Below are 25,872 nucleotides of genomic sequence, written 5' to 3' on the forward strand. Positions count from 1 at the left end.
CGCTTCCGGGACGAGCCTGAGGACCGGCCATGAGCGACCCGAGCTGGCCCCGCGCGCCGGTGCCCGCTGCCAAGCGACCCATCATCCTCAGCTCCCACCCCGGGCCGGGCGGCCGGGCGGCCACCGTGCGCTGGGGCGAGGCCGACCCGCGCCTGCGCGGACCCGTCATCGCCACCCCGGAGCCCTCGGGCAACCGCAATGCCATCGGCACCCATGCCGGCGCCTATGCGCTGTACCGCGCCCTGGCGGTCGCGGCCGGGCAGCTCAAGGCGAACCACCGGCCGGACCTGACCAACACCCTGCCCGCGGTGCCGCTGGGGCCCTTCGCGCAATGGGGCGACCCGGCGAAGATCGTCTCCATCGACCCCTGGGGACACCTGACGGCCGAGGCGTTCCGCGAGGAGATCGCCGCGGGGATGGACATCCGCCCCTCCATCGCCGTCACCCGCGCGCACATCAACATGCCCGAGCTGGTCGAGGCGATGCGGATGGGCCGCCTCTCCCCCGATGGCGAGGTGCTGGGCGCCACCGGCGACGTGCGCGTGACCAAGGTGGCGATCGAGCCCGTCTGGTGGCTGCCCGGCATCGCCGAGCGCTTCGGCATCAGCGAGACGGCGCTGCGCCGCGGGCTGTTCGAGCAGACGGGCGGGATGTTCACCGATCTGGTGACGCGCTCCGACCTGAAGGTCTTCCTCCCCCCGATCGGGGGGATGACGGTCTACCTGTTCGGCGACCCCACGAAGCTCGGCCGGCCGGAGACGCGCATCGCCTGCCGCATCCATGACGAGTGCAACGGCTCCGACGTGTTCGGCTCCGACATCTGCACCTGCCGCCCCTACCTCGTGCACGGGATCGAGGTCTGCATCGAGGAGGCACAGCGCGGCGGGGTGGGGGTCATCGTCTACAACCGCAAGGAAGGCCGGGCGCTGGGCGAGGTGACGAAGTTCCTCGTCTACAACGCGCGCAAGCGCCAGGAGGGCGGCGACCGGGCGGAGAGCTACTTCACCCGCACCGAATGCGTCGCCGGCGTCTCCGACATGCGCTTCCAGGAGCTGATGCCGGACGTGCTGCACTGGCTGGGCATCGCGCGCATCGACCGCCTCGTCTCGATGAGCAACATGAAGTTCGAGCCGATCGTGGCGAGCGGCATCGCGGTGATGGAGCGGGTGCCCATCCCGGACGAGCTGATCCCCGCCGATGCCAGGGTGGAGATGGATGCCAAGAAGGCCGCTGGCTACTTCAGCATGACCGTCCCCGACGCGGCGGAGCTCGCCGTGGCCAAGGGCCGCGGGCTGCAGGACTGACGCGCTTGACCCTGACAGAGACGGAAGCGGCGGAGATCGCCCTCCTCCGCGATCCGGCCACCGTGCGCGCCCGCGCCCATGCCCTGCTGGCGCTGGGCGAGCAGGACGGGCTGCCGCATTTCCGGGTGCATCCGGACAAGCTGGAGGCCGCGGCGGATCTGGTGGCCGCGACCATCCGGTCGAACTACCCGACGCTCGACATCCCCTATCACGCGCGCTGGCGCCACTTCGCGGCCGGGGGCGTGGACCGCTGGGGCGCGCTGGCCGCGACCATGGCCGACGTCCCGGCGGCGGAGGTGGCGCGGCGGCGCTTCGACCTCTGCGTCGTCTCCGTGCTGCTCGATGCCGGGGCGGGGCCGGACTGGCGCTATGCCGAACCGGGGGGCGCGCCCATCGGACGCTCCGAGGGGCTGGCGGTGGCGAGCCTCGACGCCTTCCGCGCCGGGCTCTTCTCCGGCGATCCGGCGCAGCGGCTGCGCGCCGACGCGGCAGGGCTGTCGCGGCTCGATCCCTCGCGCCTCGCCGCCGCCTTCCAGGTGGGGCCGGGCAACCCGCTGACCGGGGTGGAGGGGCGCGCGGCGCTGCTGCACGGGCTGGGCGAGGCGCTGCGCGCGCGGCCGGACCTGTTCGGGGCGGATGCCCGGATCGGCGGGCTCTACGACCACCTCGCCGCGCAGGCGGTGGGCGGCGCCCTGCCGGCCACGGCGATCCTGGCGGCGGTGCTGGAGGGGCTCGGCCCGATCTGGCCGGCGCGGCTGCGGCTGCACGGGGTGAACCTGGGCGATGTCTGGCGCCACCGCCTCGCCGCGCCGGAAGGGCCGGCGCCGGGGCTGGTGCCGTTCCACAAGCTGTCGCAGTGGCTCTCCTACTCGCTGGTCGAGGCGCTGGAGGATTCCGGCCTCGCCGTCACGGATCTCGACGCGCTGACCGGCCTGCCGGAATACCGCAACGGCGGGCTGTTCCTGGATACGGGCGTGCTGGTCCCGCGCGACCCTGGCCTGCCGGCCGAGCTGCTGCACGTGGACAGCGAGGCGGTGGTGGAATGGCGCGCGCTGACCGTGGCCCTGCTCGACCGCGTCGCCGACCTCGTCCGCGCGCGGCTGGGGAAGACGGCCGCGGAGATGCCGCTGGCCCGCGTGCTGGAGGGCGGCACCTGGGCCGCCGGCCGGCGCATCGCCGCGGAGAAACGGCCGGGCGGGGCGCCGCCGCTGCAGGTCGTCAGCGACGGCACCGTCTTCTAACCTGCGCCGGAGCCCGAGAGGACCATCCGCATGCCCGGCCCGCTTCCCGACACCGTCACGCTGATCGACCACCCGCTGGTGCAGCACAAGCTGACCCTGCTGCGCCGTAAGGAGACGCCGACGGGCGAGTTCCGCCGCCTCGCGCGCGAGATCAGCCTGCTGATGGCCTATGAGGTCACGCGCGACCTGCCGCTGGAGACGGTGACGATCGAGACGCCGCTGGAGGTGATGCAGGCGCCGCTGCTCTCGGGCAAGAAGCTGTGCTTCGTCTCCATCCTGCGCGCGGGCAACGGTCTGCTGGACGGGATGCTGGACCTCGTCCCCTCCGCCCGCGTCGGCCATGTCGGGCTGTACCGCGACCCGGAGACGCTGGTGCCGGTGGAATACTACCTGAAGCTGCCCGAGGACATCGACCAGCGGCTCGTCATCGCCGTGGACCCGATGCTCGCCACCGGCCATTCGGCCGCCGCCGCCGTGGGCCGCATCAAGCAGGCGGGGGCGCAGCAGATCAGCTTCGTCAGCCTGCTCTCCGCCCCGGAAGGGCTGCGGGTGATGGCGGAGGAGCATCCGGACGTGCCCATCTTCACCGCGGGCATCGACCGCGAGCTGGATGAGCACGCCTATATCCGCCCCGGCCTGGGCGACGCCGGCGACCGGCTGTTCGGGACGAAGTAGCCGCCCCGCGGGCCGGCGCGGCCGTCAGGCCCCGCGCCGGGCGACCCGCATGGGCATGCCGCGCGCCGGCCGCAGCGTGATCCGCATGCGCAGGGTCGGCGCGGCCCCAGGCGGCAGCGACAGGCGCAATGCCGGCAGCAGCACGGCCAGGATCGCCGCCGCCTCCAGCATGGCGAAGCCCGCGCCGATGCAGATGCGCGGGCCGGCGCCGAAGGGCAGGTAGGCGAAGCGGTGCCGGGCCGGCGCCCCGGGCGCGAAGCGGTCGGGGTCGAAGCGGTCCGGCTCCGCCCACAAGGCCCGATGGCGGTGGATCGCATAGACGGGGACATAGACCGGCGTGCCCGCCCGCAGCGCCTCGCCGCCCAGCTCCATGTCGCGCAGCGCGGTGCGCACCACCAGCGGCGCCGGCGGGTAGAGCCGCATGGCCTCCTGCAGCACCTGCCGCCCGTAGGCGAGGCCGGGAAGGTGCTCCGGCCGCAGGGGCCCGCCCCCGGTCAGCGCGTCGATCTCCCGCAGCAGCCGCGCCTCCACCCCGGGGTGCAGCGCCAGCAGGTAGAAGGTCCAGGTGAGCGCCAGCGCCGTCGTCTCGTGCCCGGCGGTGATGAAGGTCAGCAGGTTGTCGGCCACGTCGCGGTCGCTCATCCCCTGCCCCGTCTCCGGGTCTCGCGCGGCGACGAGGCGGGAGGCGAGGTCGCGGCGGCCGTCCTCCCCGCGCGCCCGGGCTGCCGCGACGATGCGCAGGATCTCCGCGCGCAGGTGGTCGCGCGAGGCCGCCGCCCGGGCCTGGCCGGGATAGGGCACCCAGGCGGGCGCCTTCAGCAGCGCGAGCGCGATCGCCCAGCTGGTGGAATCGAGGTAGTCGGTGATGCCGCGTTCCACCCGGGCGACGTCGAGCCCCTCCTCGCCGGGCAGCATGGTGGCCAGGATGATGTCGAAGGTGGTCCGCATCATCTCGTGGCCCAGCTCGATCCCGGCGGCGCCCGCCTCCAGCCGTGCCAGCCAGCGGTCGCGGGTCCGCCCGGCGGCCGCGATCATCTCCGGCAGGACGCCCAGCAACTGCTCGTGCCGGAAGGCGGGCGCCGCGGCACGGCGCTGCCAGCGCCAGCGCTCGCCATCGGCGGTCAGGATCGCATCGCCCAGGGCCGGGGCCAGGGCGCGCCGCATCGCCTCCGCCTTGCCGAAGGCGTCCGCCTCGTCCAGCAGCACACGCTGCACCAGCGCCGGATCGGTCACCAGCAGGCGCTCGCGGCCCAGGAAGCGCTGCCGCACCAGCCCCTCGACATAGGCGGCGGCGGGGACGGATTCGAGCGGGTTGCGGATCACCGCGCGCAGCAGCGCCAGGTCGCGCAGCGGCCGGGCCGGTGGCACCACCCGCGCCGGCAGCGGGGCGTCCCGGGCGCCGCTCAGGGGGCGGGGACCGGCAGCCGGTGGAACAGCGCCTCCACCGTCTTGCGCTCCGGATGCGCCGTGCCGGGGCTGGAGACGGCGGCGGCGCCCGCCGCGACGCCCCAGGCGAAGGCCTCCTCGGCCGGGCGGCCACGGGACAGGGCCATCACCATCGCGGCGGTGAAGCTGTCCCCGGCGCCGACCGCGCCACGAATCTCCACCTCCAGCGCCGGCAGGAAGACCGCCCCGGCCTCCGTCGCCAGGATGGCGCCGTCCCGGCCCAGGGTCAGCGCGACCATCTCCGCATGGCCCTCGCGGACCAGGGCGATGGCCGCCTCCTCCTGCTCGGCGCGGCCGGGCAGCTTGCGGCCGAGCAACGCCTCGAACTCGCCCAGGCTGGGCTTGATCAGATACGGCCGCTCGCAGAGGGCCTGCTTCAGCGCCTCGCCCGAGGTGTCGAGCACGAAGCGCCGGTTCCCGCGGCGGCGCGCGATCCGGGCGGCCTGGGCGTAGAAGTCCGCGGGTACGCCGCGCGGCAGGCTGCCGCTGGCCACCAGCCATTCGCCCTCCGCCTCCTCCAGCGCCTCCAGCGCGGCGCGCCACTCCGCCTCGGCCACCTCCGGCCCTTCGGGGGTGAAACGGTATTCCTGCCCGCTGCTGCGCTCCAGCACCGTCTGGCTGATGCGGGTGCGGCCGGCGATCGGGATGGTCCGGTGCGGCACACCGCCCTCCTCGAGCAGCTCCGACAGGAACTGCCCCGTCACCCCGCCCGCCAGCACCAGGGCCAGCGCGTCGCCGCCGAAGGCGGTGACCACGCGGGCGACGTTGATGCCGCCGCCGCCGGGGTCCTGGCGCTCGTTGGTGGTGCGGATCTTGCGGATCGGCATCACCTTCTCCGCCTCGCAGGCGATATCGATCGAGGGATTCAGCGTGAGGGTCACGATGCGGGCCGTCGTCGTCACGCGCGTCTCCTGCTTCCTGGCGGATGGGTCAGGGCCAGGGATAGCGGACCCGGCGGCCCCGGGCCACGCGGGCTGAACGCCGCGCCGGCCGCGAGGTCACGGGCGGGGAGGCGCGCGCCCCCGCCGCCCCGCCATCCGTCAGCGGCGCGAGGCGGCCTCGCCGCCCCTGCCGGGCGACGGCGCCGGGACGGCGGCCAGGCGGATCGGGCGCAGGCGGGCCAGGGGCGGCAGCAGCGCCTCCGCCACCCGCCGGGGGTCGCGGACCGTGTCGGCCGCCTGACGCAGCGCCTGGGCCAGCAGGTCGGCCAGGACGGCGTCGCGCGCGCGGTCCAGCCCGGCCAGCCAGCCTTCCAGCCAGCGCCGGGCCGGCACCGTCAGGGACAGCCCCGGCAGCGCCAGGGCCACCGCGACCTCCTCCAGTGCCAGCACCTCCCGCCACGCGGCCATGCGGTCCGACCAGCCGGGCTGCATCCGCTGCAGCAGGGCGCCGAAGACGCCGCCGCGGCAGGCGCAGCCGCTGCCGGACAGCAGGGCGTCCAGCGCCGCCAGGGCTTCCTTCGGTGCCGCATCGAGCCAGCCGCAGGCGGCGCCGAAGGCCACCAGCGGGTCCGGGTCCAGTGCCAGGAAGGTGGCCCAAGCCAGGGCGGGGACGCGGCGGCCGTCCCGATGCGCCCGCATCGCCTCGACCGCGGAGCGGCGGGCGGCCGGAGGCAGCCCGTTGGCCAGGCCGAAGGCGTAGAGGTCCCGCATGGCGCCCAGGGCATCCGCATCGGGGCTGCGGATCTGGCGCAGCGACTCGCCCACCAGCAGATCCGGGAAGCCGGGCCAGGCGCTGATCCGCCGGTCCAGCGAAGGGTGGGCCATGATCTGCTCGAACAGGGCCGGCTCTTCCAGGAACAGGGGGACCCAGGACTTGGGGCGGTTCGGCATGGCAGTCCATTCGGGGAGGCGCGGCGACGTTGTTGCGCCGCAACGCTTAGCGAAGGGTTAACGGCGCCCGAGCCCGGAAAGGCTTCGCTCAACCCCTGTCCCGGCGCCGCCCGGGGTTTGCGGGGCGACCGAATACGGGCACACCCACGCCCCCTCCCCTCCCTCCCCTCCTTCCCCTGGACCTGCGCCATGCCCCCGGTGATCGGCATCGACTTCGGCACGACCAACAGCGTCGTCGCGTTGCTGCAGCCGGACGGGCAGGTGGCCACCGCGCGCTATGCCGTGGGCGCGGCGGAGCTGGAGGTGTTCCGCTCCGTCCTCTGCTTCTGGGCGGAGGAAGGGGTCTCCGGCCGCGCCGCGCTGCGCCATGCGACGGGACCGGCGGCGATCGACGCCTATCTGGACGATCCGCTGGGCAGCCGCCTGATCATGTCGCTCAAGAGCTACCTGGCGCAGCGCAGCCTGGGCGAGGTGCGCATCCTGGGCCGGGCCTATCCGCTGGAGGATCTGGCGGCGCTGCTGCTGCGCGGGCTGCTGGGCGCCGCCGCGGGCAGCCTGGGCGGCATGGGGGCGCTGGCCGGGGCGCATGTGGTGGCGGGGCGGCCGGTGCGCTTCGTGGGCGGGACGGCCGACGACGCCCTGGGCGAGCGCCGGCTGCGCGGCGCCTTCGCCGCCGCGGGCTGGCGAGACCTGACCGTGGCGCTGGAGCCGGAGGCGGCGGGCCACCGCTTCGCCGCCACGCTGGAGGGGGCGGCCACCGTGCTGGTCGGGGATTTCGGCGGCGGCACCAGCGACTTCTCGATCCTGCGCTTCGATCCCGGCGCCCGCCGGCGGGTCGAGGCGCTGGGCCATGCCGGCGTCGGGCTGGCGGGCGACGCGCTGGACTACCGCATCATCGACCGGGTGATCTCGCCGCTGCTGGGCAAGGGCAGCCACTACACGGTGATGGGCGGCAGCCCCCTGCCCGTCCCGCCCGCCTGGTACGCCAGCTTCGCCCGCTGGCACCGGCTGTCGCTGATGCGCGCGCCGAAGACGCTGCGCGAGATCGGCGAGGTGATGCGTACGGCGGAGGCGCCGGAGCGGCTGGCGCATCTGGTGCGGCTGGTCGAGGACGAGGCGGGCTATGCGCTCTACCAGGCCGTCTCCTCGGCCAAGGCGGAGCTGTCGCGGGCGGCGAGCACGGTGCTGCGCTTCGCCCATGGCGGGTTCCGGGTGGAGGCGGAGGTCGCCCGCGCCGATTTCGAGGGCTGGATCGCGCCGGAGCTGGCGCAGTTCGGCACGGCCATCGACCGCGCCCTGGCCGATGCGGGGCTGCGCGCGGCGGAGGTGGACCGGGTCTTCCTGACCGGCGGCACCTCCCTGGTCCCGGCGGTGCGGCGGCTGTTCGAGACCCGCTTCGACCCCGCGCGGATCGCGGGGGGCAGCGAGTTCGTCTCGGTGGCCGAGGGGCTGGCGCTGATCGGCGGCGCGGGGCGGTAGCGGCGTCGGCGCTGTCCGCCGCCCGGGGACCAGCCCGGAGGGGCGGCCGCGGGGCGGTCCTGCACCCCGGGGCGGCGGTCCCTGGCGCGGCTTTTGCTCGGCTTCCGCCACAGGGGCAGCCCGGCCCCGTCACCTCGGCCCGCCGGCGCCGCCGGCGGCCATGACCGTCCAGGATCCGCCGATGACCCTCCTCCCGCGACGCATCGCCCTTGGCGCCGGATTGGGCGCCGCCAGCGCGCTGGCCATGCCGGGCCTGGTCCTGGGCCAGAGCCTGCCGAAGCTGCGCTTCACCATCGACTGGGCGCGGCAGGGGCCCAACGCCTATGTCACCCTGACCCGCGAGAAGGGCTTCTTCCGCGAGGCCGGGGTGGACGCCACGGTGGACCGCGGCTTCGGTTCAGGCCGCGTGCCCGTGGACATCGCGGGCGGTGCCTATGACATGGGCCAAGCGGACATCAACCCGGTCATCAAGTTCATGGCCGAGAACCCGAATGCCGGGCTGGTCGTGGTCGGCGTCTGGGGCGACCGCTCGCTGCTCTGCGCCACGGTGCGCGCCGACGGGCCGATCCGCACGCCGAAGGACCTGGAGGGCAAGACCCTGGCCGCGCCGGAATCCGATGCGGGCCGGCAGCTCTTCCCCGCCTTCGCCAAGGCGGCGGGGATCGACGCCGCCAAGGTCAACTGGATGACGGTCAGCCCCGAGCTGCGTGAGCCGATGCTGGTGCAGAAGCGCGCCGACGGCATCACCGGCGCCGTCACCTCCTCGGGCATGTCGCTCAAGGCGCTGGGCATGGACTTCCCGCAGCAGCGGATCATGTACTACCGCGACTACGGGCTGGACCTGCTCGGCACCTGCTTCCTCACCACGCGCGCCTTCATCGAGAAGAACCCGGAAGTGGTGCGCGGCGCGCTGAAGGCGCTGTTCCGCGGGCTGATCTACACCAACGGCCACCGCGAGGAGGCCATCACGATCCTCAAGCAGGTCGAGCCGCTGACCGACGTGGCGATCGAGAGCCAGCGCCAGGACCTCAGCTTCGAGGAGCAGGTCTCCTCCGACCACGTGAAGGCGAACGGCCTGTCCAACCCGGACAAGGCGCGCTTCCAGAAGGCGCTGGCGACCGTCGAGGAGGCCTATGGCCTGACGCCGAAGCTGCAGGTCGCGGCGATCTACAACGACAGCTTCCTGCCGCCGCTGGCGGACCGCCGGTTGTGAGCGCGGTGGCGTTCGGCCGGCGGGGCCTGCTCGCCGCCGGCGGGACGCTGGCGGCCGCCCCCCTGGCCCGGCCCGGGATCGCGCGGGCGGAGGGGGCTGCGAAGCGTGTCCGCTTCACGCTCGACTGGGCCTTCCAGGGCCCCAATTCCTATGCGCTGCTGGGGCGCGACAAGGGCTTCTTCCGCGAGGAGGGGATCGACCTCGCCCTCAGCCGCGGCTTCGGCTCCGGCCGGGTGCCGGTGGACGTGGCCGCCGGCACCTTCGACATGGGGCAGGGGGACATCAACCCGACGCTGAAGTTCATGGCGGAGAACCCCTCCAGCGGGCTGGTCGCGGTCGCGGTGGCGGCGGACCGCAGCGGCCTCTGCGTCACCGCCAAGGGCGACGGGCCCATCCGCCTGCCGAAGGACCTGGAGGGCCGCGTGCTCTGCGCCCCGGACATCGACGCCGGGCGGCAGCTCTTCCCCGCCTTCGCCCGGGCCGCGGGCATCGACATGAAGCGCACGGAATGGCTGACGGTGCGGGCCGAGCTGCGCGAGCCGATGCTGCTGCAGGGGCGGGCGGACGCCATCACCGGCATCGTCACCAGCACGGCGCTGTCGCTGAAGGCGCTCGGCCTCGACCTGCCGCAGCAGCGCATCCTGTTCTACCGCGACCACGGGCTCGACCTCTATGCCACCTGCTACCTGACCACGCGGGACTACCTGGCGCGCGAGCCCGGGGCGGTGCGCGGCATGCTTCGCGCGCTGTTCCGGAGCCTTTCCTACACCTATCGGCACCCGGAGGAGGCGATCGCCGCGCTGGTGAAGGCGGAGCCGCTGAGCGAGGCGCCGATCGAGCTGGAGCGCTACCGCTTCAACGCGGAGCAGCACCTGGTCACCGAGAACGTGCTGCGCAACGGCTTGTCCTCGGTCGATCCGGCGCGGCTCGGGCGCGGGATCCGCGCGGTGGAGGAGGCCTTCGGCCTGCCGCCGCGGCTGAGGCCCGAGGATGTCTATACCGACGCCTACCTGCCGCCGCGCGAGATGCGGATGCTGTGAGGGGCCGGAGGAACCGCAGAGGAAGGACGAGATGAGCAACGCCGTCGACCGCATCCCCACCGTGGATTTCGCGCCCTTCCTGTCCGGCGACGCCGCCGGGCGGGCCGCCACCGTCGCCGCGCTGGGCGACACCTTCCAACGCTACGGCTTCGTCTCGCTGGTCGGGCACGGGCTGCCGCCCGAGGTGGTGCAGGGCGCCTTCGACGCCGCGCAGGAGTTCTTCGCCCGGCCGGAGGAGGAGAAGCGCCTGGTGCAGGACAAGCGCAACAACCGCGGCTTCGTGCCGATGTTCGACAGCCAGCTGGCCGGCCAGAAGCCCAGCGGCCACGAGGCCTTCAGCATCGGCCATCCGGACCGCCCGGACGATCCGGAGCTGCTGGCGCTGCCCTTCTACAGCCCGACGCCCTGGCCGGAGCTGCCGGGCTTCCGCGAGCGGATCGAGCCCTGCTACCGCGCCATGTTCGGCCTGGGCGAGGCGATCCTGCGCGCCTGCGCCCTGCATCTGGGCGCGCCGGAGGACTTCTTCGCCGAGATGTCGCGCCAGACCTACTCCAACATGCGGGTCATCCACTACCCGCCGCAGGAGGCGGTCGCCGAGACCTCCGAGTTCGGTGTCAGCGCGCATGTGGACCGCGGCCTGATCACCCTCCTCATCCAGGACATGAACGGCGGCCTGTCGGTGCAGACGCCGGAAGGCGACTGGCTGCCCGTGGTGCCCGACCCGAAGGCGGTGGTGATCAATGTCGGCCGGCTGCTGCGGCACTGGACCAACGGCCGCTACCCGGCCGCGCTGCACCGGGTGATCAACAGCTCCGGTCGCGAGCGCTACTCCATGCCGCTCTTCGTCCACCCCTCCTTCCACACGGTGATCGACCCGCAGGCGCTGGTCGGCGAAGCGCCCGCCAAGCCGGACTACGCGCCGATCGTGGCGGGCGAGAGCGTCTATGCCGGCTTCCAGCGCGACCGCGTGTCGTGGAAGCAGCCGGAGGCCGCCGGGGCGATGTAGCGCGCCAGGCTCCAGGATCGCGCCGCGCCCGGTCGCCGGGGTGCGGCCCGATCCGGGGCCGCCTCCCGCGCCCGCAGCCCTGGCGTGGACGGCGCGTGGGGCGGGCCTTCGCTCCGGTGCGATACCGGCAAGGGCCGTGACGGGCGGCGCCCCCCTCCCCTCGGCCACGGGTCCTGCATGGCCGCGCCTTGGGCCGCGCCATGGGCCGCACCAAGCCATCGGTCTGGCATGCGGCTTGCCCTGCCGGCCGGACCCAAGAACGAGCCTGCCATGAACGACCATGCCCCGCTGCCGCATACGCCCGCAGGCCCGCCGGCCGAGCCGCTGGTGGCCGGCCTGTTCCACGTGGCGGTGAAGACGAACGACCTCGCCGCCACCGTCGCCTTCTATTGCGGCATCCTCGGCCTGCGGGAGACGCACCGGCCCGACTTCGGCTACCCGGGCGCCTGGCTCTCCGTGCCGCTACCGGGCGGGCCGGCGTTGCTGCACGTCTATGCCGGCGGACCGGCCCTGGGGGCGGAGGGACGGGCGCCCATGGGCACGGCGGCGATCGACCACGTCTCCCTCGCCTGCCGCGGCTACCACGCCTTCGTCGCGCGCTTCCGGGCGGCGGGGCTGGACTGGCGGGAGTTCCTGGTGCCCGGCACCACCCTCTGGCAGCTCTTCGTCTACGACCCTTCCGGCGTGCAGCTGGAGCTGACCTTCGAGGGCGCCGCCGAGGACGGCCCGCCGCCCGACATGTCGGAGGGCCGCCGCTACGTCGCCGGCAGCAGCTTCTTCGACCCCGCCGCCTATCCGAAGCTCGGCTGAGGAGACCCGCCATGCACCGCCGCCCCCTCCTCGCCACCCTGCCGGCCCTGGCCCTGCCCTTCCTCGCGCGCGGCGCGCAGGCCGCGGATGCAATGAAGGTCGCGGTCTTCAACGTCTCCTCCGCCCTGCCCTTCTACGTGGCGCAGGAGCGCGGGCTGTTCGCGGAGCAGGGCCTCGCCGTCACCGCCGTGCCGCTGCAGACCGCGCCGCTGATCGTCCAGGCGCTGGTCTCGGGCGACGTGGACGCGGCCGCCAACCTCGTCACGCTGGAGGGGGCGAATATCAACGCCCGCCGCGCCGGCACGGCCGTCTACATCAGCCTGAACGGGCAGAACGCGCAGTACCAGATGGAGCAGTTCATCGTCCGCCCGAACTGGCAGGGCACGACGCTGCGCGACCTGAAGGGCGCGCGCATCGTCTCCGCCCCCGGTCCCGCGAACCTCTCGGCGGCGCGCGCGGTGCTGGCCTCCGTCGGGCTGAAGGAAGGGACGGACTACACGATCACCGAGCAGCAGATGGGCGTCCACGTCGGCGCGCTGGCCGCCGGCACCTTCGACGCCGCCTATACGCTGGAGCCCCAGGCGACCATCGCCGAGCGCCAGGGCGTCGCCCGGCGGCTGGAGGCGGGGGTGATCGCCACCCACCTGATCGGCCGGCCGGGCGCCAATGCCTGGGCGGCCGGCACCGCGCTGCCGCAGCGCCTCCTCGATGCGAAGCCCGACGTGGCGCGCCGCTTCGCCGCCGCCTGGGCGAAGGCGTGCCAGGTGGCGCGGGAGGACGCCTCGGCGCGCGAGCTGCTGGTGCGCTTCATGAACACCTCCGCCGAGCTCGCGCCCACCATCCCGCTGGTGAACTTCCGCATGGTGCGCGACCTGAGCGGGCAGGATGTCGCGGACTTCCAGAAATTCGTGGACCTCGCCGTGGCCCAGGGCGTGGTGCGGGAGAAGATCGACGTGAAGACCTTCCTGCGCGCCCTGTGAGGAGCGGGGCTTGAGCGTCGTCCGGCTTCCGACCGCGCGCCTCGCCCTCACGGTGCGGGGCCTGCGGAAGTTCTTCGCCGGGCAGCCGGTCTATGACGGCTTCGACCTCCAGGTGCGGCAGGGCGACATCCTGTCCATCTTCGGCCCGAACGGCTGCGGCAAGTCGACGCTGATCAACATGCTGGCGGGGCTGCTGCCGACCGACGGCGGCGAGATCCTGTTCGACGGCCGCCTGCCGGCCGAGGTGCGGATCGGCTACGTCTTCCAGAACTACCGCGAGGCGCTGTTCCCCTGGCGCCGCGCCGCCGACAACATCCGCTACCCGCTGCGGCTGATGGGCCTGCCGCGCGCGGAGATCGAGCGGCGGGTCGAGGCGCTGAGCGCCGATTTCCGCGTGCGCTTCGACCTGAACCGCTATCCCTACGAGCTGTCGGGCGGGCAGCAGCAGCTCGTCTCCATCATGCGCGCGCTGGCGGTGGAGCCGGAGGTGCTGTTCCTGGACGAGCCCTTCTCCGCACTCGACTACGAGACGACGCTCTCGCTGCGCGAGCTGTTGCAGGACGTGCTGAAGCGGGCCGGGGTGACGACGCTGCTGGTCTCGCACGACCTGGAGGAATCCATCGTGCTGGGCGACCGCGTGCTGATGCTGACCCGCCGGCCCACGCGCGTCGCCGACGACGTGCCCGTGCCGCTGTTCTGGCCGCGCACGGCGGAGACGCTCTCCGACCTCGACTTCGTCGCCATCAAGCGCCGCTGCCTCGACGCCTTCACCCGCGCCGTGCAGGCGGCATGAGGGGCATCCTCTCCCCCGTCCTGGGCGCGCTGGGCTTCCTCGCCGTGTGGCAGCTCGCCGTCCTGCTGCGCGTGGCCGATCCGGTCCTCCTCCCTTCGCCGCTGGAGACGGCGCACGACACCTGGGCCGCCTTCCGCACGGGCACGCTGGGGCACGACCTGGCCATGACGGTGTGGCGCACGCTGCTCTCCTTCCTGCTGGCCAGCCTGATCGGCGTGCCGCTGGGCGTGGCGCTGGGCGCGCGCGAGCGCCTCTACCGCGCGGTGGAGTTCGTGGTGGACTTCTTCCGCTCCACCCCCGCCTCGGCCCTCTTTCCGCTGTTCCTCGTGCTGTTCGGCACGGGTGAGGCGACCAAGATCGCCGTCGCCGCCTTTGGCGCCGCCCTCGTCATCCTGTTCAACGCCGCCTATGGCGTGATGAACGCCCGCCGCACCCGCGTCCTGGCGGCGAAGGTCATGGGCGCCGGGCCGGGGCGCGTGCTGTGGGACGTGCTGGTGTGGGAGGCGCTGCCGCAGATCCTGGTCGGCATGCGCCAGGGCGTCTCGCTCGCGCTGGTGATCGTGGTGGTGGCGGAGATGTTCATCGGCTCCACCGACGGCATCGGCCAGCGCGTCATCAACGCCCAGATGCTGTTCGAGAGCGGGCTGATGTACGGCGCCATCTTCCTGGCCGGCGCGCTGGGCTACGTCCTGAACCTGCTCTTCCTGCTGGCGGAGAAGCGCTTCGTCCACTGGTCCGGGCGGTAGGAGCGGCATCCCGCCGGCCCTGTGCCCCGGGGGGGGGAGACAGGCCGGGTTTCCCGCTCCGCCGGCTGGCCAGGGGCCCGGCGTTCCCTGTCCGGCCGGGGGCCACCCTGGCCTCGCCCGCACGCGAGGCACCGACACGAGGCTTGCCTCCGGCGCAGCGCGGCATAGCCTCGTCCGCCAGGCTGGGGCGGCCGGCCGGCTCGCCCGGCCGCCGGCGGGTGGGGCGGTCGCCGCTCCCCATGTCCAGGCCTCCGGGCGGCGGGACGCGGGAACAGAAGGGCGATGTCCCCGCCCTCCCGCCCATGTCCCGGGACACCCGCCGCAACAGCCCCGACTCAACGACAAGGAACGCCATGCGCACGCACCGTATCGCCGCCATCCCCGCCGACGGCATCGGCCAGGAGGTCATCCCCGCCGGGCTGGAGGTGCTGCACGCCCTGGCCGAGCGCGACGGCGGCTTCCGCCTCGACGTCACGGACTTCCCCTGGGGCAGCGACCACTACCGCGCCCATGGCGAGATGATGCCGCAGGACGGGCTGGAGACGCTGCGCGGCTTCGACGCCATCTTCTTCGGCGCGGTGGGCGACCGGGAACTGCCGGACAGCGTCACGCTGTGGGGGCTGCGGCTGCGGATCTGCCAGGGCTTCGACCAGTACGCCAACATCCGCCCGACGCGGGTGCTGCCCGGCCTGACCTCGCCGCTGCGCGCGGTGCGGCCGGGCGACATCGACTGGGTGATCGTGCGCGAGAACTCCGAGGGCGAGTATGCCGGCCATGGCGGCCGCGCGCATCGCGGCCATCCGGAGGAGGTGGCGACGGAGACGGCGATCTTCACCCGCGCGGGGGTGGAGCGGATCATGCGCACCGCCTTCGATATCGCGCGCTCCCGGCCCCGGAAGCTGCTGACCGTGGTCACCAAGTCCAACGCGCAGAGGCACGGCATGGTGATGTGGGACGACATCGCCGCCGAGGTCGCGGCCGCTTACCCCGAGGTGCGCTGGGAGAAGGAGCTGGTGGACGCCATGGCCGCGCGCATGGTGCGCCGGCCGGATTCCATCGACACGGTGGTCGCGACCAACCTGCATGCCGACATCCTGAGCGACCTGGCCGGCGCGGTGGCGGGCTCGCTGGGCGTGGCGCCGACGGCGAACCTCGACCCCTCGCGCCGCGCGCCCTCGATGTTCGAGCCGATCCACGGCTCCGCCTTCGACATCGCGGGCCAGGGCGTGGCCAACCCCGTCGCGACCTTCTGGACAGCGGCGATGATGCTGGAGCACCTGGGCGAGGCGGCCGCGGCGAAGCGGCTGATGACGGCGGTGGAGCAGGTCTGCGCCGATGGCGTGCTGACGGCCGACCTGGGCGGCACGGCGCGCACGGCGGACGTCACCGCCGCCGTGGTCAAGGCGATCCGCGGCGCCAACGACTGAGCTTCGCCTGCCCCCGGTGCGGCTTCCTGGCCAAGGCCGTGGCGCGCCGGCGCCGGTCATCCCGGCCGCGGGCCGGCACGCCGACGGATGGGCGGGGGGGCGCAGGCGCGTCAGCGCGTCTTCAGGTACTCCACGATCTCGCGCCGCTCCGGCTCGCTCAGCTCCGGCCCCAGCACGCCGGGCGTGCCCGGCGGGGCATTGCGGAACTCGTGCCCGGTGTTGCGGTTGCCCTGCAGCGCGGTGTCGAAGCGGGTGGCCCCGGCCGAGGGCGTGCTGACGAAGCCGACCTGCACGGGATCGAACTCGCGCCGCCCGACATGGAACACGGCGTCGCGCTGCGCGGCCGGGAGCAGCATCTGGTACAGGCTGGGCACCGAGCCGTTGTGCAGGAAGGGCGCCGTGGCCCAGGCCCCGTCCAGGGGCTTGGCGCGGTAGGCGGCCAGGGCGCGCCAGTCATTGGGCTGGAAGCCGTTCATCTCCTCCTGCCGCGCCGGCGGGACGGCGTTGCGCTCGTACCAGCGGGCGATGACCCGGTCGGTCACGGCCTTCAGCGCCTGGTCGGCCGGGATCGGTGCCTGGTCGCGTTCCAGCCGGCCCCGGCGGTTCACGAAGTTCATCGCGGCGGTCGGGTCCGTGCCGATCTTCTCCAGCGCCACCATGGTGATCCGGCGGTAGCGGCGGCCGAAGGCGTCGGGCTCGGTCCAGGCCACGGCCCCGCCCTCGTGGCAGCCGGCGCAGAGCCGCGCGTAATGGGCGGCCCCGCGCTCCGCCATGGCGCGGTCGATCGGGCCGAGCAGCTCCTCCGGCCAGCGCGGCGGGCGTAGCCCCTGCCCCGGCGCCGGGCCGGCGAGCTGCTGCTCCATCGCCGCGATGGTGTCGAGCCGGACGGTGGAATCGTAGAGCGTGTCGGGCGAGCCGGTCACCGTCGTGACGGCGCGCACGCCCATCGCCTCGGCCACGTTGCGGCCCATCGGCTGCCGGATGGCGCCGTTGTACTGCACCCAGTCGAACCACGGCGCGTCCCACAGGGCGGGGTAGCTGACCGGCCCGTCGGCCGGGACCAGGTTGTTGCGGTCGCGCGCCTGGGTGCCGAAGACGAAGTTGCCGCCCCGCCCCAGCGCGTCGAGCCGGCCATAGCCCTCCTCCAGCGGGTAGACCTTGGCCCAGTGGGCCTCGGCCTGCTCGGTCAGCCCGCCGAGCACCATGCTCCGGACCTGGCGGCGCAGCGCGAGGCGCGCCGCGGGCGTGTCGCCCTCCTTCAGCACCCGCCCGGCGAAGCGCCCGAAGCGGATCGGCCGCAGCGTCTGCGCCAGGGCGAGGCCGAGATCCTTCTGGAAGGCGCCGACATTGGTCATCGCCGGCCCGCCGTCGATGCGCAGGGCGCGGCCGCCGCGCTCGATCTGCCCGGTGTGGCAGGCAGCGCAGGTCAGCCCCACCACCTGTTCCCGGCCGCCCAGCCCCGCCCGGCTGAAGCCGCCGCGGTCATCCAGGGCGAAGCCCACGGGCAGGCCCAGCGGGTTCTCGGATGAGGCCTCGTCCGGCAGGAAGCCATAGCGGCTGAGATTCTCGGTCGTGGCGAAGAGCGGCGCCTCCTGGAACGGCGCCGACGGCCGCTCCAGCGCCAGGAACCAGCTCACCGGCAGCAGCATGGTCCCCTGCGAGGCGTGGTAGAACCAGCGCCGCTGCGCCTCGCTCCAGCCCTGCCCCGCCGCGCCGAGGCCCTGCGGCGGCGTCGCCTCCGGCATCACCTCCGACGGGCCGGCGCAGGCGCTCCCCAGCACGGCCACCAGCAGAGCCGCGATCCGCTTCCTCATGGCCGTTCCTCTCCCTCCTTCGGGGGCGCTCCGGGACCCGCCGCCAGATGCGCCAGGGCGCGGCGGCCGGGCAGCAGGAAGTACTCGCCGCCGCGCGTGGCCACGAAGGCCGGCAGGGCGGACAGGCGCCGGCGCGGCTGGCCGCGCTGCGGGATGGTGAACCCGCCCGTCCCGTCCTGTGCCCCGATCAGCGGGTCCTTGTCGCGGCCGAGCCCGGCGAAGTCGCCGTCGCCGATCCAGACCTTCTGGACGAACTCGAACTGCCGCGCGGGATCGGCGCCGCCGATCAGCAGCAGCGCGCCGCGCGGGACGCCGTCCTCCGGGGCACCGGGCGCCAGGGGGGGGCCGTAGGGGAGGCCCTGGCGCAGTACCCTGTGGCGATGGACGGTGGCGCCCGCCGGGCCGGCGAGGCCGGCGCGCGGGTTCATCCGGCGCAGATGCGCGCCGACCGGGCAGGCGCGCCCGCCCGGGTCCCCGGCATAGTCGAAATCATCCACCCGGGCATCGTCGGCAGCGAGGGCGTGGTCGTCGGCCTCCGCCGCCAGCGCCAGGGGGGCGCCGCTCGGCCAGCGGCCCAGCAGGCGCGCGGCCAGCCACTCCCGGTCCCCGTCGTCGCGGGCGACGCCGTCGAGATAGGCGCGGAAGCGCGCGACATGCTGGTGCAGCTTGCGCACGGCCAGGTAGGTGCCGCTGCGCGCCAGCGCCTCGGGCCGCGGCAGCGGCGGGGCCGCGCCGCTCTCGTCCGGCAGGCCCAGCACGAACTCCCCGGGCTGCAGCTTGCGCCAGCTCCCGCCGGGGCCGGCGCGGCCCTGGCCGCGGGCGCTGGCCGCGCCATCCCCCGCGATGGCCGGCTGGGCGATGCCGTCGCGGTAGCCGAAATGCTCGACCGGCGCCGGCCGTCCCGCCGCATCCGGCAGCAGGGCGACCTCCTCCGTGCCCAGCACGGTCACCCCCCGCATCCCGTCGCGCAGGGCCGGATCGGCCGCCTCCAGCGCCGTGGGCGAGATGGCGGACAGGGTCAGCAGCGCATGCAGCTCGCGCCGGCCCCAGGGCGGGTCCCAGCGGTCCGGCGCCTGGTCCCCGACATCGCCCAGCGCCGCGGCGCGCGCCGCCATGCCCTGGCGGAAGGGCTCCGCGAAGCTGTCGAGGCTCTCCGCCGGCAGCCCCAGCGCGACGAGCCCCGAGGCGCTCACCGCCAGGTTCACCGCGCTCGGCGGCCCCGCATCGATCGCGGCGACGCTGGCGACCTGCGCGGCCAGCATGCCGAGCCAGCCGCGCGCCGCCGCCGCGTCGTCGATGCGCAGGAGGCGGTGGCGGGCGACGGGGAATCGGTAGACGCGCAGGGCCATGCCCTGGATGTCGTCCAGATCCGGCACCACCAGGCCAGGCGCGGTGCCATCCGGCATGGCGGATCAGCCCAGCTGGTCGAGGAAGGTCTCGAACTTCGCCTTCCAGTCCAGCGCCTTGTTGATGTCGGCCACCGTCGCCTCGGGATAGGCGACGTAGTAGCCGGTGGTCTCGATCGCCGAGCCCAGGATGTAGTCGCGCAGCTTCTCGTAGTCGCGCGCGCCGGGATAGCCCTCGCAATGGCCCCAGATGGCGTCGATGCCGTCCGGCGCGCGCTCGGCGAAGTCGCGCATGTAGGTCTCGACGTCGCCGTCGAAGTTCGTGGCGAAGAGCAGCCGCGTGTCGTTGTCGAAGATCACCCAGCGGACCATGTGGATCGTGCCCAGCGAGGAGATCAGGCCGCCCTTGGCCGCCGTCAGGCGCTGCAGCGCCTGCCGCAGGGCAGGTGCCTCGCCGGGCTTGATCGTCGTGATCGCCGTCAGCGCGCTGATGCGGCCGATCGTCTGCAGGACCGAACCCGCCATGCCACCTTCCCTTCCGTCTGGCTGCGGCCGGGCAGGGGAGTCCGGCCGGACCGCGGCGCGGCCCGATCCGATGCTAACAAGAAACAAATCCCGAAGGCCAGGGGGCCGCGCCGCGTCGGCCCGCCCCTACCGCTCGATCATCCCGCGGATGTGCCGGGCCAGCGCCTCGGTGGTGAAGGGCTTGGTCACCATCTCCATGCCCTCCTCCAGGAAATCCGCCCGCTGCAGGGCATTCTCGGCATAGCCGGTCATGAACAGCACCTTCAGCCCCGGGCGATGGCGGCGCGCGACCTCCGCCAGCTAGCGGCCATTCAACCCGGGCAGGCCGACATCGGAGACGAGCAGGTCGATCCGCTCCCCGCCTTCCAGGATCGGCAGGGCGCTGCGGCCGTCCGCCGCCTCGATGGCGGCGTAGCCCAGCTCCTCCAGCACATCGAGCACCAGCATCCGGACGGCGGGGTCGTCCTCCACCACCAGCACGCGCTCGCCGGCGACGGCGCGCGGCACCTCGTGCAGGCGCGGCGCGGCCGCGGCGGCCTCCCGCCGCAGGGCGCGCGGCAGGTAGAGGGTCACCGAGGTGCCATGGCCCGGGGCGCTCTCGATCCGCACCTGCCCGCCGGACTGGCGGACGAAGCCGTAGATCATGGACAGGCCCAGCCCCGTCCCCTGCCCGATCGGCTTGGTGGTGAAGAAGGGGTCGAACGCCTTGGCCACGACATCGGACGTCATGCCGGTGCCGCTGTCCGTGACGGCGATCGCCACGTAGTCGCCGGGACGCAGCGCCTCCGCCATGTTGCCGGAGCCGTGGTCCCGCTCTCCCGCCTCCCAGTGCAGGTTGCGCGTGCTGATCGTCACCCGCCCGCCATGCGGCATCGCGTCGCGGGCATTGATCACCAGGTTGAGCAGCGCGCTCTCCAGCTGGTTCGCATCCGTCTCCGCCAGCCAGAGGCGGGCGTCGAGCGCGGGCTGCAGCCGGATGTTCTCGCCCAGGGTGCGGTGCAGGATCTCCTGCATGCCGTGCACCAGGCGGTTGACGTCCGTGGCGCGCACGTCGAGCGACTGCCGGCGGGAGAAGGCGAGCAGCCGGTGCGTCAGCCCCGCGGCGCGCTGGGCGGACGCTGCGGCGGCGGCGACGTAGCGGTCCACCTGGTCCAGGCGGCCGGCCTCGATCCGCCGCTTCAGCATCTCCAGGCTGCCGATGATGCCGGTCAGCATGTTGTTGAAGTCGTGCGCGATGCCGCCGGTGAGCTGGCCGATCGCCTCCATCTTCTGCGACTGGCGCAGTTGCTCCTCCAGCTCGCGCTGGTCGGTCACGTCGCGCCCGATGGCGTAGGAGCGCTCGCCCTCCGGGGCCGCGGCCCAGGCGATGGCCCGGTGGCTGCCGTCGCGATGGCGGACGCGCCCCTCGAACCGCGCCGTCTCGCCGCGGCCCAGGCGCGCCAGCCCCTCCCCGACCGCTGCCCGGTCCTCCGGGTGGACCAGGTCGAGGAAGCGGTGCCGCAGCAGCTCCCCCTCGCTCCAGCCCAGCCGCGCCGACCAAGCGGCATTGGTCGCCAGCAGGCTGCCGGCCGCGTCGCACACCAGCATCAGGTCGTCCGACAGGCGCCACATGCTGTCGCGCTCCCGCGTCCGCTCGGCGACGCGGCGCTCCAGCATCTCGTTGACCTGGGCCTGGGCCTGCTCCGCCTCCTTGCGCTCGGTGATGTCCACCACCGAACCGACATGGCCCAGGAAGCGCCCCTCCCCATCGAAGCGGGGCGCCGCGGCGTCGATCGCCCAGCGCCAGGCGCCGTCCGCACGCCGCAGCCGGTATTCCAGCCAGATCCCCTCGCGGTCCGCGATCGCCGTGCGGAAGGCGCGCTCCGCACGCTGCGCATCCTCGGGATGGGTGGCATCCAGCCAGCCGAAGCCCAGCGCCTCCTCCTCGCGCTGCCCGGTGAACTCGTACCAGGCGCGGTTGAGGAAGGTGCATCGCCCCTCGGCATTGGTGACCCAGAGCATCAGCGGCGCCTGGTCGGCGATGGTGCGGAAGCGCTCCTCGCTCTCGCGCATCGCCTCCTCGGCGCGCCGGCGCTCGGTGACGTCCGTCGCCTCGACGAAGATGCCGTCGACCTGGCCCTCGGCGTTGCGCAGCGGCTGCCAGACGAAGTCCAGCACCCGCCCCTCCGGCGGCCCTTCCGGATGGCGCTGCAACACCACCTGCACCGCCGTGCCGACGAAGGGCTCGCCCGTCGCGTAGACGCGGTCGAGCATGTCGATCAGGCCCTGGCCGACGACCTCCGGCAGCACCTGGGCCACGGGCAGGCCGATGACGGGGCGGTGGGTCCCGACCAGGTGCTGGTAGGCGGCGTTGGCCAGCTCGAAGACGTGCTGCGGGCCGCGCAGCAGCGCCATGCTGCCCGGCGCGTGCTCGAACATCTGGGTCAGCCGCTCGCGCTGGGCCACGCGGTCCCGCTCGTCCAGAACCTGCTGCGTGGTCTCCGTGCAGGCGCAGAACATGCCCCGCACCTCGCCGCCCTCGTCGCGCACGGGCGTGTAGGAGAAGGCGAAATGCGTCTCCTCCGGGTAGCCGTTGCGCGTCATGACGAAGCGGATGTCGTCCATGTGCGTGCCCTCGCCCGCATAGGCGCGGTCGAGGATGGGGCCGACCTCGTCGATGATGTCGAACCAGATCTCGTGGAAGGGCCGCCCCAGAGCCCCCGGGTGGCGCAGGCCGAGCATCGGGGCGTAGCCGTCGTTGTACAGCACGATGCGCTGCGGCCCCCAGGCGACGAACATCGGCTGGCGCGAGCCCAGCATCACGCCCACCACGGTCCGGAGCGGCTGCGGCCAGGTCTCGGGCGGGCCGAGCGGGTTGGCCGCCCAGTCGTAGGCGCGGACCAGCGCGCCCATCTCGCCCCCTGCGGACAGGAAGCGGCGCGTCATGCCCATCCGGCCCGGGTCCGGCTGGCGGCACGGCACGGCGTCGGCTGCAAGGACAGGCTGCAGGCGCGGCACGACATTCCGCTTCGTCTGCCACAGCCGGCGGGTGGCCGGAAGCCGGTTCCGGCCCGCCCGGTCACAGCAGCACCAGCACCAGCCCCAGCATGCCGCCGGCGGCCAGCACCCAGAGCGGCGACCACGGCGCGCGCCAGACGAAGACGGTGGCGCCGACGGTGATGGCCACCAGCGCCCAGCTATGTCCCGCGGCCCGGCCCAGCACCAGGCCGGAGGCGAACATCAGCCCGACCGCGACCGGCACCAGCCCGAGGCGGATCGCCTTCAGCCAGCGGGAGTCGCCGCGGTGGATCAGCGCCCCGCCCACCACCCAGGCCAGCGCGCCGGAGGGCAGCAGGATGCCCGCCGTCGCCGCCGCCAGCCCGGCGGCGCCCGCGACGCGCCAGCCGAGCAGGGAGGCGACCAGGACGTTGGGCCCCGGCGCCGCCTGGGCGAGCGCGAACATCTGGACGAAGTCGGCATCGTCCAGCCAGCCGTGCAGCTCGACGATCTGCCGGTGGATCTCCGGCAGCAGCGCGCTCATGCCGCCGACCGCAAGCAGCGACAGGGTCGCGAAGATCGTGAAGACCTGCCAGGCGATCATGGCCCGCGCCAGGCCAGCCAGATGCCCGGCAGCCCCAGGCCCAGGACGATCAGCGGCAGCGGCACGCGGAACCAGGCGGCGGCCAGCACCGTCAGCAGGGCCAGGCCGACCATCGGCAGCGGCAGGCGCAGCCGCTCGCCCATCCGCAGCGCGTTGCCCAGCGTCATCCCCGCCGCCGCCGCGGCGACGCCGGCCATCACCCCCTGCACCGGCGGCAGGCTGCCGAAGCGCTCCCACAACCCTGCCAGGATGACGAGGATCGCCAGCGGCATGGCGTAGAGCCCGGCGGTGGTGGCCACCGCCCCGCGCAGCCCGCCGAAGCGCCGGCCGAGCATGATCGCGGCATTGCCGACATTGGGCCCGGGCAGCACCTGCCCCAGCCCCAGCAGCTCCGCGTATTCCCGCTCGCTCAGCCAGTGCCGCTCCTCCACGATGACGTGGCGCGACCAGGCGTTCACGCCGCCGAAGCCGAACAGGCCGATGCGCAGGTAGCCCAGGAACAGCTCCCGGCTACCGGGCGGGGCGGCCGCAGGCGGTGGCACGGTCGTCACGTCGGCGGCGGTTGTGGTCACGCCGCCGATGGCGCCCGAAAGCGCTGGCCCGGTCAACGCCGCCCCGGGCGTTTCAGGGCCGCGTGCCGGGCAGGGAAGGATCGGACACCTCCCCTTCCGGCCCGGGCTCCGCCGCCGGCGGCTCCGGCCAGGCCAGCGGCGGCAGACGCGCGATGGGGATGCGGGCCACGGCCAGGGTGCGCTCCTCCAGGGTGGCCGGGATCTCCAGCTGCGGCGGCCCGCCTTCGGCCGTGGGACGTGCCAGGAAGCCCGCGACCTGTCCGGCCATGGCAGCGCTGCGCTGCGGCAACAGCCCGGCCTGCACCAGGGCGTTCAGCGCGGCCTGCGCCCCGGTCAGCCGCAGCGTCCCCGCACCCATGGGCTGCAACGCTTCGTCGAGCGCGAGGGTCGCCGCCGCGGTGGCCTCCACCTCGCCCCAGCGCAGCGTGACGCCGCGCAGCTCGAGCACGCCGCCGCCATCGCGCCAGGCCGCGGCCCGCGCCGCAGGCAGGCGCCCGCCGGGGTTGGGGCCGGTCAGCACCGCCTCCAGCCCCATCTGCCCGATGCTGGGGCCCAGTGCGTAGCTGCCGCCGCCGGGCGGCGCCGGGAGCATGACCTCCCCCGCCTCGGCGGTCAGGGTGACGGCCGGCTCCCCCTCCGTCGCGGTGGAGCGGGTCTCGATGGTGCCGCGCAGGCTGCGGAACTCCAGCCCGCCGGGGGCGGGGGAGCCGTCCGGGCCCGGCAGGCCCAGACGGAGCCGCTCCGCCAGCAGGTCGCCGCCACGCGGCAGGACGTCCGCCTGGATCGGCACCCGCGCCTCCAGCCGGTCGGCGGCGAAGGGCAGGTCGACATGGCCCAGCCGCAGCCGCTGCGGGCCCCGCGCCTCGACCCGCAGCTCGTCCAGGCGCGGCAGGACCACCCGCAGCACCACGGCCGTGGCCTGCCACTCCACCCCGCCCGGCACGCTGGCCTGGCCGCCCTCCAGGTGGAAGTCGGGCAGGCGCAGATTGGCGGCGAAGGGCCAGCCGCCCCGCTGCGGCGGACCGTGCTCCACCCGCCAGCCCTGGGCCCGGCGGGCATTGGCCCAGACGGTGAAGCCCTCCTCCAGCCGGCTGGCCATGGTTCGCCACAACAGGGTGTGGCCCAGGGCCAGGAGCGCCAGCAGCCCCAGCCCGGCGGGCAGCAGCAGCCAGCCCAGGCGCAACCGTCGCGCCGGCCGCGCCCTTCCTCCACCTGGCCGCGCATCGGTTCCCCCGTTCGCGGCCTGCCATGCGCGCCCCTCGGGGTCGCGGTCCTTCTCGGTGTCCACGCGGGCCGCTATAGCGCGCCTGCCCCCGCCCCGCATGACCCCCGATCCCATTCCGCCCCCGGCCGGCGCCACCCCAGCCCATCCTCCCCCCGCCCTGGACAGGCTGCTGGACCCGGACGGGTCGCTCTACGTCTTCGCCTACGGCTCGCTGATCTGGAGGCCGGGCTTCATCCCGGATGCGGTGCACCCCGCGCTGCTGCGGGGCTACCACCGCAGCTTCTGCATCCGCTCCACCCACTACCGCGGCACGCCCGAGACGCCGGGGCTGGTGCTGGGGCTCGACCGGGGCGGTGCCTGCCGCGGCGCCGTGCTGCGCGTCGGCGGGCCGCGGGCCGCCGAGGTCCTGGCGTACCTGCACGAGCGGGAGATGCTGGGCGGCGTCTACCACGAGACCCGGCTGCGCGTGCGACTGCTGGACGACGGGCGGGAGGTCCAGGCCCTGGCCTATGTCGCGAACCGCCGGGCGGCCGACTACTGCGGCCGGGCCGATCCGGCCCAGACGGCGGCGACCATCGCCCGCGGCCAGGGCGCGATGGGCGCCAACCGCGACTACCTGCTCCAGACCGTCGCCCGGCTCCGCGCCATGGGGGTGCGCGATGGCAGGCTGGAACAGCTGGCCTCCCTGTTGCCGCCGCCCCCGGCGGGCATGGAGGGATAGCCGCCCGCCATCGGCAGGGCCGCCAAGGTTTTCCGCCGAGTTTTCCACAGGCACCCGGCGCCGTTATCCCGTTCGTCCAGGGGCCCGGCGCAGTTAC

24 protein-coding genes are annotated in these 25,872 nt (G+C 74.2%); 13 read left to right on the forward strand and 11 right to left on the reverse strand.

Features of this window, described 5'->3' with window-relative positions:
- Positions 1-29 precede the first annotated feature (29 nt).
- Genes LPC08_RS14915 through upp form a run of 3 tightly spaced genes read left to right on the forward strand, consistent with a single transcriptional unit; the run spans position 30 to position 3,220 of the window.
- A complete protein-coding gene (locus LPC08_RS14915) occupies positions 30-1,304 on the forward strand; it encodes a GTP cyclohydrolase II (RefSeq protein WP_230449028.1) in 1,275 nt (424 codons plus the stop codon).
- A 5-nt stretch (positions 1,305-1,309) separates the two neighbouring features.
- The gene (locus LPC08_RS14920) at positions 1,310-2,545 is read left to right on the forward strand and encodes a URC4/urg3 family protein (RefSeq protein WP_230449029.1); all 1,236 of its coding nucleotides are present in this window, start codon (positions 1,310-1,312) and stop codon (positions 2,543-2,545) included.
- A 30-nt stretch (positions 2,546-2,575) separates the two neighbouring features.
- Positions 2,576-3,220, forward strand: coding sequence for a uracil phosphoribosyltransferase (gene upp / locus LPC08_RS14925; protein ID WP_230449030.1), 645 nt, complete (start codon positions 2,576-2,578; stop codon positions 3,218-3,220).
- Positions 3,221-3,244: 24 nt separating this feature from the next.
- Here the strand turns inward: upp and LPC08_RS14930 are convergent, their stop codons facing one another.
- From LPC08_RS14930 to LPC08_RS14940, 3 genes are all read right to left on the reverse strand, one after another.
- Positions 3,245-4,588: a cytochrome P450 gene (locus LPC08_RS14930; RefSeq protein WP_230449031.1), complete on the reverse strand. Its 1,344-nt coding sequence runs from the start codon at positions 4,586-4,588 to the stop codon at positions 3,245-3,247.
- Between the two features lie 35 nt (positions 4,589-4,623).
- Complete coding sequence (locus tag LPC08_RS14935; RefSeq protein WP_230449032.1) at positions 4,624-5,568, reverse strand: 1-phosphofructokinase family hexose kinase; 945 nt, start codon at positions 5,566-5,568, stop codon at positions 4,624-4,626.
- 138 nt (positions 5,569-5,706) lie between these two features.
- Positions 5,707-6,498 carry a hypothetical protein gene (locus LPC08_RS14940; RefSeq protein ID WP_230449033.1) on the reverse strand — a complete coding sequence of 264 codons (792 nt, stop codon included), beginning with the start codon at positions 6,496-6,498 and terminating at the stop codon, positions 5,707-5,709.
- A 189-nt stretch (positions 6,499-6,687) separates the two neighbouring features.
- Here LPC08_RS14940 and LPC08_RS14945 point away from each other — a divergent pair, with 189 nt between their 5' ends.
- The 9 genes from LPC08_RS14945 to LPC08_RS14985 all read left to right on the forward strand — a co-directional run bounded on the left by LPC08_RS14945 (position 6,688) and on the right by LPC08_RS14985 (position 15,992).
- Complete coding sequence (locus LPC08_RS14945; protein ID WP_230449034.1) at positions 6,688-7,977, forward strand: Hsp70 family protein; 1,290 nt, start codon at positions 6,688-6,690, stop codon at positions 7,975-7,977.
- 181 nt (positions 7,978-8,158) lie between these two features.
- Positions 8,159-9,190, forward strand: a complete 1,032-nt coding sequence (locus LPC08_RS14950) for an ABC transporter substrate-binding protein (RefSeq protein WP_230449035.1) — start codon at positions 8,159-8,161, stop codon at positions 9,188-9,190.
- Positions 9,187-10,230: an ABC transporter substrate-binding protein gene (locus LPC08_RS14955; protein ID WP_230449036.1), complete on the forward strand. Its 1,044-nt coding sequence runs from the start codon at positions 9,187-9,189 to the stop codon at positions 10,228-10,230. The genes LPC08_RS14950 and LPC08_RS14955 overlap by 4 nt, the downstream gene beginning before the upstream one ends.
- Before the next feature lie 31 nt (positions 10,231-10,261).
- A complete protein-coding gene (locus LPC08_RS14960) occupies positions 10,262-11,236 on the forward strand; it encodes an isopenicillin N synthase family dioxygenase (RefSeq protein ID WP_230449037.1) in 975 nt (324 codons plus the stop codon).
- A gap of 270 nt (positions 11,237-11,506) precedes the next feature.
- The gene (locus LPC08_RS14965; protein WP_230449038.1) at positions 11,507-12,046 is read left to right on the forward strand and encodes a VOC family protein; all 540 of its coding nucleotides are present in this window, start codon (positions 11,507-11,509) and stop codon (positions 12,044-12,046) included.
- A gap of 11 nt (positions 12,047-12,057) precedes the next feature.
- Entirely contained in the window at positions 12,058-13,026 is a 969-nt protein-coding gene (locus tag LPC08_RS14970; RefSeq protein ID WP_230449039.1) for an ABC transporter substrate-binding protein, read from the forward strand.
- A gap of 10 nt (positions 13,027-13,036) precedes the next feature.
- Positions 13,037-13,819, forward strand: coding sequence for an ABC transporter ATP-binding protein (locus LPC08_RS14975; RefSeq protein WP_230449040.1), 783 nt, complete (start codon positions 13,037-13,039; stop codon positions 13,817-13,819).
- Entirely contained in the window at positions 13,816-14,565 is a 750-nt protein-coding gene (locus tag LPC08_RS14980; RefSeq protein WP_230449041.1) for an ABC transporter permease, read from the forward strand. Before LPC08_RS14975 ends, LPC08_RS14980 begins: the two co-directional genes overlap by 4 nt.
- Positions 14,566-14,918: 353 nt before the next feature.
- The gene (locus LPC08_RS14985) at positions 14,919-15,992 is read left to right on the forward strand and encodes a tartrate dehydrogenase (protein ID WP_230449042.1); all 1,074 of its coding nucleotides are present in this window, start codon (positions 14,919-14,921) and stop codon (positions 15,990-15,992) included.
- A gap of 110 nt (positions 15,993-16,102) precedes the next feature.
- Here LPC08_RS14985 and LPC08_RS14990 read toward each other — a convergent pair whose 3' ends face one another.
- From LPC08_RS14990 to LPC08_RS15020, 8 genes are all read right to left on the reverse strand, one after another.
- The gene (locus tag LPC08_RS14990) at positions 16,103-17,806 is read right to left on the reverse strand and encodes a c-type cytochrome (protein ID WP_230449043.1); all 1,704 of its coding nucleotides are present in this window, start codon (positions 17,804-17,806) and stop codon (positions 16,103-16,105) included.
- Positions 17,803-19,212, reverse strand: a complete 1,410-nt coding sequence (locus tag LPC08_RS14995) for a Dyp-type peroxidase (protein WP_230449044.1) — start codon at positions 19,210-19,212, stop codon at positions 17,803-17,805. The genes LPC08_RS14990 and LPC08_RS14995 overlap by 4 nt, the downstream gene beginning before the upstream one ends.
- Before the next feature lie 6 nt (positions 19,213-19,218).
- On the reverse strand, positions 19,219-19,677 hold the full coding sequence (locus LPC08_RS15000) for a hypothetical protein (protein WP_230449045.1): 459 nt from the start codon (positions 19,675-19,677) through the stop codon (positions 19,219-19,221).
- 126 nt (positions 19,678-19,803) lie between these two features.
- Positions 19,804-19,929 (reverse strand): hypothetical protein, encoded by a 126-nt coding sequence (locus tag LPC08_RS26090; protein WP_255702275.1) that lies wholly within the window; start codon positions 19,927-19,929, stop codon positions 19,804-19,806.
- 48 nt (positions 19,930-19,977) lie between these two features.
- Entirely contained in the window at positions 19,978-22,602 is a 2,625-nt protein-coding gene (locus LPC08_RS15005) for a PAS domain S-box protein (RefSeq protein ID WP_230449046.1), read from the reverse strand.
- A gap of 133 nt (positions 22,603-22,735) precedes the next feature.
- A complete protein-coding gene (locus LPC08_RS15010) occupies positions 22,736-23,257 on the reverse strand; it encodes a chromate transporter (RefSeq protein ID WP_230449047.1) in 522 nt (173 codons plus the stop codon).
- Positions 23,254-23,829, reverse strand: coding sequence for a chromate transporter (locus LPC08_RS15015; RefSeq protein ID WP_230449048.1), 576 nt, complete (start codon positions 23,827-23,829; stop codon positions 23,254-23,256). Before LPC08_RS15015 ends, LPC08_RS15010 begins: the two co-directional genes overlap by 4 nt.
- Before the next feature lie 52 nt (positions 23,830-23,881).
- A complete protein-coding gene (locus LPC08_RS15020; RefSeq protein WP_230449049.1) occupies positions 23,882-25,012 on the reverse strand; it encodes a DUF2125 domain-containing protein in 1,131 nt (376 codons plus the stop codon).
- Positions 25,013-25,151: 139 nt separating this feature from the next.
- On the opposite strand from LPC08_RS15020, the gene LPC08_RS15025 reads away from it, so the two are divergent.
- Positions 25,152-25,775 carry a gamma-glutamylcyclotransferase gene (locus LPC08_RS15025; RefSeq protein ID WP_230449050.1) on the forward strand — a complete coding sequence of 208 codons (624 nt, stop codon included), beginning with the start codon at positions 25,152-25,154 and terminating at the stop codon, positions 25,773-25,775.
- Positions 25,776-25,872: the final 97 nt, after the last annotated feature.

This window comes from Roseomonas sp. OT10 (assembly GCF_020991085.1).
Lineage (GTDB): Bacteria > Pseudomonadota > Alphaproteobacteria > Acetobacterales > Acetobacteraceae > Roseomonas > Roseomonas cutis.

Excerpts from the sequence above, each read along its gene's own strand:
- LPC08_RS14970 (WP_230449039.1), top strand. The coding sequence starts at position 12,058 with ATGCACCGCCGCCCCCTCCTCGCCACCCTGCCGGCCCTGGCCCTGCCC.
- LPC08_RS14980 (WP_230449041.1), top strand. The coding sequence starts at position 13,816 with ATGAGGGGCATCCTCTCCCCCGTCCTGGGCGCGCTGGGCTTCCTCGCC.
- LPC08_RS15010 (WP_230449047.1), bottom strand. The coding sequence starts at position 23,257 with ATGATCGCCTGGCAGGTCTTCACGATCTTCGCGACCCTGTCGCTGCTT.
- LPC08_RS26090 (WP_255702275.1), bottom strand. The coding sequence starts at position 19,929 with ATGACCGGCTATGCCGAGAATGCCCTGCAGCGGGCGGATTTCCTGGAG.
- LPC08_RS14995 (WP_230449044.1), bottom strand. The coding sequence starts at position 19,212 with ATGCCGGATGGCACCGCGCCTGGCCTGGTGGTGCCGGATCTGGACGAC.
- LPC08_RS14950 (WP_230449035.1), top strand. The coding sequence starts at position 8,159 with ATGACCCTCCTCCCGCGACGCATCGCCCTTGGCGCCGGATTGGGCGCC.
- LPC08_RS15025 (WP_230449050.1), top strand. The coding sequence starts at position 25,152 with ATGACCCCCGATCCCATTCCGCCCCCGGCCGGCGCCACCCCAGCCCAT.
- LPC08_RS14985 (WP_230449042.1), top strand. The coding sequence starts at position 14,919 with ATGCGCACGCACCGTATCGCCGCCATCCCCGCCGACGGCATCGGCCAG.
- LPC08_RS14940 (WP_230449033.1), bottom strand. The coding sequence starts at position 6,498 with ATGCCGAACCGCCCCAAGTCCTGGGTCCCCCTGTTCCTGGAAGAGCCG.
- LPC08_RS14960 (WP_230449037.1), top strand. The coding sequence starts at position 10,262 with ATGAGCAACGCCGTCGACCGCATCCCCACCGTGGATTTCGCGCCCTTC.
- upp (WP_230449030.1), top strand. The coding sequence starts at position 2,576 with ATGCCCGGCCCGCTTCCCGACACCGTCACGCTGATCGACCACCCGCTG.
- LPC08_RS14990 (WP_230449043.1), bottom strand. The coding sequence starts at position 17,806 with ATGAGGAAGCGGATCGCGGCTCTGCTGGTGGCCGTGCTGGGGAGCGCC.
- LPC08_RS14915 (WP_230449028.1), top strand. The coding sequence starts at position 30 with ATGAGCGACCCGAGCTGGCCCCGCGCGCCGGTGCCCGCTGCCAAGCGA.
- LPC08_RS14965 (WP_230449038.1), top strand. The coding sequence starts at position 11,507 with ATGAACGACCATGCCCCGCTGCCGCATACGCCCGCAGGCCCGCCGGCC.
- LPC08_RS15000 (WP_230449045.1), bottom strand. The coding sequence starts at position 19,677 with ATGGCGGGTTCGGTCCTGCAGACGATCGGCCGCATCAGCGCGCTGACG.
- LPC08_RS14945 (WP_230449034.1), top strand. The coding sequence starts at position 6,688 with ATGCCCCCGGTGATCGGCATCGACTTCGGCACGACCAACAGCGTCGTC.
- LPC08_RS15005 (WP_230449046.1), bottom strand. The coding sequence starts at position 22,602 with ATGACGCGCCGCTTCCTGTCCGCAGGGGGCGAGATGGGCGCGCTGGTC.